6 protein-coding genes are annotated in these 6,326 nt (G+C 60.0%); 4 read left to right on the forward strand and 2 right to left on the reverse strand.

From position 1 onward, the window contains the following. A partial coding sequence (locus FVW20_RS05445) for a class I SAM-dependent methyltransferase (protein ID WP_196608624.1) occupies positions 1–487 on the forward strand: 487 nt, incomplete at its 5' end. A gap of 296 nt (positions 488–783) precedes the next feature. Further along, on the forward strand, positions 784–2,223 hold the full coding sequence (gene ahcY / locus FVW20_RS05450) for an adenosylhomocysteinase (RefSeq protein WP_196608625.1): 1,440 nt from the start codon (positions 784–786) through the stop codon (positions 2,221–2,223). 150 nt (positions 2,224–2,373) lie between these two features. Here the strand turns inward: ahcY and FVW20_RS20125 are convergent, their stop codons facing one another. Both FVW20_RS20125 and FVW20_RS19980 read right to left on the reverse strand, forming a co-directional pair. After that, a complete protein-coding gene (locus FVW20_RS20125) occupies positions 2,374–2,499 on the reverse strand; it encodes a hypothetical protein (RefSeq protein ID WP_372434967.1) in 126 nt (41 codons plus the stop codon). Between the two features lie 62 nt (positions 2,500–2,561). Further along, positions 2,562–2,903 carry a hypothetical protein gene (locus FVW20_RS19980; protein WP_196608627.1) on the reverse strand — a complete coding sequence of 114 codons (342 nt, stop codon included), beginning with the start codon at positions 2,901–2,903 and terminating at the stop codon, positions 2,562–2,564. Between the two features lie 1,149 nt (positions 2,904–4,052). Here FVW20_RS19980 and FVW20_RS05465 point away from each other — a divergent pair. Together FVW20_RS05465 and rlmN are read left to right on the forward strand one after the other, a co-directional pair. Continuing rightward, entirely contained in the window at positions 4,053–4,622 is a 570-nt protein-coding gene (locus tag FVW20_RS05465; RefSeq protein ID WP_196608628.1) for a TetR/AcrR family transcriptional regulator, read from the forward strand. Positions 4,623–4,796: 174 nt separating this feature from the next. Next, positions 4,797–5,759: a 23S rRNA (adenine(2503)-C(2))-methyltransferase RlmN gene (gene rlmN / locus FVW20_RS05470; protein ID WP_196608629.1), complete on the forward strand. Its 963-nt coding sequence runs from the start codon at positions 4,797–4,799 to the stop codon at positions 5,757–5,759. Positions 5,760–6,326: the final 567 nt, after the last annotated feature.

Here is a 6,326-nt window from a genome sequence, read left to right on the forward strand (position 1 = left end):
GGGCTGCCGCGTGGCCGTGGACCTGGGCTGCGGCACGGGCACCGTGCTGGAACGCATGCTGCCCCGCGCGCAAGAGGTCATCGGCGTGGACGGTTCGCCGCGCATGCTGGAAATGGCCCGCCGCCGCCTGGCCGATGCCGGGGCGCGCGTATCCCTGCGCATCGGCGAACTGGACCACCTGCCCTTGCGCGACGGCGAGGCGGATTTCGCCTCCATCAACATGGTGCTGCACCACCTGTCGGACCCGGTGGCGGCCCTGCGCGAGATTGGCCGCACCCTGCGCACCGGCGGGCTGCTTTTCCTCAGCGATTTCGACCACCACGACAACGAACGCATGCGCACCGACTATGGCGACCGCTGGCTCGGCTTCGACCGGGCCGCACTGGCGGCCCGCCTTTCCGAGGCGGGCTTTGTCGTGCGCCGGGCAGACCTGCGCGAGGTGAGCAAGGGCCTGTCGCTGCACCTGATCGTGGCGGAGAAGTCGTAGCCGAACCGGCGCGTTGGCCGGGGCCGGCCCGGACAGGACCAGACAGGGCAGGACAGGACAGGACCGGACAGGGCAGGGCAGGGCAGGGCAGGGCGGCATCGGGCGACACCACACGCCAGGAATCGGCCACCGGTCACAACTATACTCCCGCAACACGCCGTCCTCCGCTACAGTGGACGGAGCATATTCCCGGGGCGTGCGCGCTGCGCCGCACACCCGAAGCATGCCGGGGCGCACCCACATGCCGCGCCCGGCACACCGCAACAGCAACCGAATCCTTCCCTACGGAGGCACACATGACCGATGCCAAGCGGGCGCAAGCCCTGGACCTTTCCCTTGCCAACAAGGTGGCCGACATGGCCCTGGCCGACTTCGGCCACAAGGAAATGCAGCTTTCCGAGCGCGAAGTGCCGGGGCTGATGGAACTCATCCGCATGTACGGCGTCAGCAAGCCGTTGAAGGGCCTGCGCGTCACCGGTTCCCTGCACATGACCATCCAGACGGCCATGCTCATCAAGACGCTGTACGAACTGGGCGCGGACATCCGCTGGGCCTCGTGCAACATCTTCTCCACCCAGGACCACGCGGCGGCGGCCATTGCCGATTCCGGCATGGCCAAGGTGTTCGCCTGGAAGGGCGAAACGCTGGAAGACTACTGGTGGTGCACGGAAATGGCGCTGACCTGGCCCGACGGCAGCGGTCCCGACCTGCTGGTTGACGACGGCGGCGACGCCACCCTGATGATCCACAAGGGCGTCGAGGTGGAAAACAACCCCGAACTGCTCAAGCAGGCCTACGACAACAAGGAATTCCAGATCATCATGGACCGCCTTGCCCTGTCGCACCAGAAGGATCCGGGCCGCTGGCAGCGCGTGGCCGCCCGCGTGCGCGGCGTTTCGGAAGAAACCACCACGGGCGTGCACCGTCTGTACCAGCTGGAGCAGGAAGGCAAGCTGCTGTTCCCGGCCATCAACGTCAACGACTCGGTGACCAAGTCGAAATTCGACAACCTGTACGGCTGCCGCGAATCGCTGGCCGACGGCATCAAGCGCGCCACCGACGTGATGGTGGCGGGCAAGGTGGTGGTGGTCGCGGGCTACGGCGACGTGGGCAAGGGCTGCGCCCAGTCCATGCGCGGCTTTGGCGCGCGCGTGCTGGTGACCGAAATCGACCCCATCTGCGCCCTGCAGGCCGCCATGGAAGGCTACGAGGTGACCACCATGGAAAAGGCCGTGGAAGAAGGCGACATCTTCGTCACCGCCACCGGCAACTACAAGGTCATCACCGGCGCACACATGGAGGCCATGAAGGACGAGGCCATCGTCTGCAACATCGGCCACTTCGACAACGAAATCGACATGCACTACCTGGAAACCACCCCCGGCTGCACCTGCCTGAACATCAAGCCGCAGGTGGACAAGTGGACCCTGAAGTCGGGCCGCTCCATCATCGTGCTGGCCGAAGGGCGTCTGGTGAACCTGGGCTGCGCCACCGGCCACCCCAGCTTCGTCATGTCCAACAGCTTCACCAACCAGACCCTGGCCCAGATCGAACTGGCCACCAACCCCGACCTTGAACGCAAGGTGTACATCCTGCCCAAGAAGCTGGATGAACAGGTGGCCCGCCTGCACCTGGCCCGCCTTGGCGTTACCCTGACCACCCTGACCAAGGAGCAGGCCGACTACATCGGCGTGCCCATGGACGGGCCGTACAAGCCGGGGCATTACCGCTACTAGGCCGGAAAGGTTCAAGAGCGAATGAAGACGCCCCCGGGAGCAATCCCGGGGGCGTTGTACGTTGCACGGGCAGGCGGTTTTGCGGAATCCATTGCGTGGAACCAGTCTGTCATCCTGATAAGGGAATGCGGCCCGGCGTGGGTGCAGATATCAACGGTCCCCGGCGTCGAAACGGCCTGCTTCCGCATCCGGGTGGCAGGCCCTGCAATCGGCCAGTCCATCGACGTTCTTACGGCGCAGGGTGGCGCTGTCCACCTCGTGGTGTTCCCGGATGATGTAGGGAACTTCCTAGATGCGCGTCGGGCAGCCCCCCTTGACGGACGGATCTATCTTCCGGATCAGTTTCCCCCCGTCCTGTCCGCGGCGCATTCGCCAAGGTAGGTCGCAACATCCTTTGCCTGTTGCGCATCAAGCGCGACGACAGTCCCGAAGTGGTCATCCAGACCGTCGAGCAGGGCGACCCATGACCGGTGCGGCAGGAGAGCTGCGGGATATGCCATGTGGCAATCGCCGCACGCCTGCCTGTACACTTCGGGCATGATGACCTGCTGCGGGGCCTGGTGCGTTTCCGTTCTTGCCCTTGTGGCCGTCACCGTCATTGTCGCAGGCAACCGCAGGGGGTGACAGGGAAAGGGCGACAAGAGCCAGCGCAACAATGGAAATTTTCTGCTGTTGATCATGGGCACTCCGCATTGGGTCATGATGGCATTTCATGGACCTGTATTCGGTGTGTGGCGTTCCTGACATGGTGTCAAACCGTCATGCTGATCATGAAGTAAAGAATTGTTGTCATGAGGGCTGTCGCTAAGTGTAGCGGCTCAAAAGGTTGTTCTTCGTAGCGAAGCAGAATTGTATAGATTGTATTCGCAAGTACATCAATAAAGTTGTGATGTATCGTCGATTTTTCTTTGATATTATTAGTGTATTTGTGGATGTGAATACGTTCGAAGTAAAGATTTTTCCAAGGCGTACGGAGCCACATTGAGGCACAGTATGGTCGATTATCGGTCATGAGGCGTTTCGCGACATTGCCCGTCTTTCGATACTGCACGATCAGGAGTCGCAGGGGCGCCACGGCAGTTCCGGTGTGTTGGTTGGACATCACCAGCGCATGGTCATCCGTGTGGCGGTGTCTACGCAAGCATGCACATACTACCGCCAACACCTCGCTTGCGATGGAGCTTGTCCTCCGCAATGCGGTGGACGCCCACGACGGTCCGCCCGAGTTTCCTGATATCCGGATACAGCAAACCGCCTGGTTGCGCCCGAACATGGCGGCGGCTTGGAACTCGGGGGCAAGGCGCGCTAACCTATGCAGTCCCACCCGGCGCAGCGCCCGGTAGATTGCGGCTCGACGGTGATGCAGTACCATTGATAATGGCATCGCCCGTCATGGGGCGTTGCCGCAATGGCCGCACCTCGCGCAAATGAGCATTGTTCAGGATGCTACGCAGCTTATGCGGCCGTGAAGATCGCTCCTTCAAGCCGTAAGAGGCTTCAGCCCGATGCCGCAGTACACTTCGCGGAAATGTGGAGGCTTGTGTTGCTGCCTTGGCGCACGACAGAAAGGCTAGTCCCGGCAAGAACCCGGCTGACCATTTTTCCTCGACCCCGAGGGGCCAATTTGGCATTGCTGTGCATATTCACCCGGTTTCCTGACAGCTGTTGTTGCGTGGTAACTTGAGCTTGCTGACCAGGTACCGGGGGAATGACTTGTCGAAGTACTTTATCTGCGCGTAAACGAGCTATATCGCATAGATATATTGTGCGGATTTCCCACGTGATGGCGTTTTTTGTAGGGTGAACTTTGAAGGAAGTAGTGGAAAAATATGGCGAGACCAAAACTTCACAGCGATGAATTCATCTTGGACATTGCGCTAAGCATCATGCTTCAGAAAGGCCCATCCGCCTTCACCCTTTCCGATGTTGCTGGGGCTGTCGGCATATCGAGGGCTGCCTTGATACAGCGGTTTAAAGACAAGGCGACGCTGCATCACAAAGTCATGGAGCGCAATACTCAGGAGGTGCGCGACTATTTCGCGAAAGCAAGTCCCGAAAAGGGGCTCGACCCTTTGTGGGTAATGCTCAAGGACCTCATCGCTGGCATGGGTAACGGTGCCGGGATGGAAGGCCACCTCCTTCTGTTGTGGGGAGACGTGCAGGAGCCATCGCTTCGCGCACTTGCGGCAGAGCGGAACAGGCTGGTCCTTCAAGCCATTGAGGCACGACTGCCCGCCGGGCCGCGCCCGTCCGGCCACACGGCTAGTCTGATTCAGACTGTCATTCAGGGCGCTTGCATGCAGTGGCTTGTTGAGCCGGAAGGCGAGTTGGCGGCCTTCATGACCGAGAGAACCCGCATGCTTCTAGCCATCCTGTATCCCGATCATGTGTTCGGATAATACCAGCTAGAGGGTTGATTATAACCGACGTGTAGGTTACTCATTGGGCATGTGTCACGGTAACGCCGGGCTCGGAAATCCGGGAAGACCATCATGCCTATACGAAAATCAAGCCTCACAGGGACAAAACAACAAAGCGAACCGCTCGCACCACCCTTGGCCTTGAGCCTGGCAGTGGACGAGTTCAACGCATTGAACGCTGGCAGCGTGGCGCAAGTTGCATATCGCGACTTGTTCTGCCCGCATGCTGACCTGCCGCGTGCCTTGCGGAACTGGTCCGAGGTTCGGGGCGTGCAGTTGCGGAGCCTGCGCAAGATTACGCATGAGCGAGGTGGGCGTTCGCAGAAAGTGCTTTTTGGCCTGCATGACGGGTATGCGGTCGAAAGCGTCCTGATCAGACGCCACGATGGGCGCACTGCCTGTATTTCGTCCCAGGTCGGATGTGCCTTCGCCTGTCAGTTTTGCGTTTCCGGTCAGGCAGGACTCAAGCGCAACCTTTTGGCGGGCGAAATCGTTGAACAGGTCGTCCAGCTTGGGCCGATGGTCAATCGGATCGTGTTCATGGGCATCGGGGAGCCCCTGAACAACTACGAGCATGTGTTGAAGGCGATCCGTATCCTTCGCGACCGTCGTGGTATGCATTTCCCGACCACAGGGATCACGCTTTCGTCCCTTGGCATACCGAAAGCACTGGTGCGATTGCGAGAGGAGCATCTGGCAATCAACCTGACCATATCGCTGCACGCGACGACACAGGAAGTCCGCGACCGTCTCATCCCCGGGGCGCGAAAGCACGACATCAACGAGGTCATCGCACGCGCGTTGTCATGGGCGGAACGACATGGCAGGATTGTCACTTTCGCCTATCTGGTCTTGCCTGGAATTAACGACACCATTGCTGACGCGAGGCGACTTGCCCGCCTTGTGGGCAAGCGAAGGGGACGCGTGAACCTTATGCGCTGGAATCCCGTCGATGGCATTGCGCTTAAGCTAACGAACGACCGAAGCCTTGGGCTTTTTCGTGGAGTGTTGGATCGCGCCGGTGTGCCGGTTGTGGTGCGGGATACACAGGGACGGGATATTTTGGCGGCATGTGGCCAGCTCTGGTTGCGCGATCTGCGCGGTGCCCCGGTCTAGAAACGGGGGGCAGGGGAAAGGCCGCATAGCAGAAGTGCGCGGCGCGGCTTTCGAGAAAACATGCGAACGATGCGTTCCGACCATGTGAGAATCTGCTCGCATCTCGCATTCATCTCGTGTTGATGATGCAGACGCTTGCCGCCGTCGAATATCTTGACTTCCGCCAAGCGGCCACCGCACTCGGTGTTGCACAGCCTGGCGGCGGACCACGCGAGACGTGCGGAGCGGCCCGAGGAATTCATGCAACCCCTCGGTTAGCGACTGGCGACGGGTGGCAGATTCCCGAGGAAGTCTCCGCAATATTTCTTGAATGGTAGCGTAATATGGTGGGAGTAGGTGGTGTTGTCGAATCAACTTCTGGCTTCAGAAGCCCGTGCCTGCTAACGACGCTCGAGCTTCATGCTAACGGTGCGCCATGGATAACGCTGGCGAAATTCTTAGGTAATACCTAACCAAAACGGACTAATCCGTTATAAAATCTCTTGCTGGACTTGTCTTCAATGCCTTTAAAAGTATGGGGAACAAGTCCTCACTCCGGTGGTTAAACCGAAAACAAACTTCACCCAG

Source organism: Nitratidesulfovibrio oxamicus, assembly GCF_015731765.1.
Classification (GTDB): Bacteria; Desulfobacterota; Desulfovibrionia; order Desulfovibrionales; family Desulfovibrionaceae; genus Cupidesulfovibrio; species Cupidesulfovibrio oxamicus.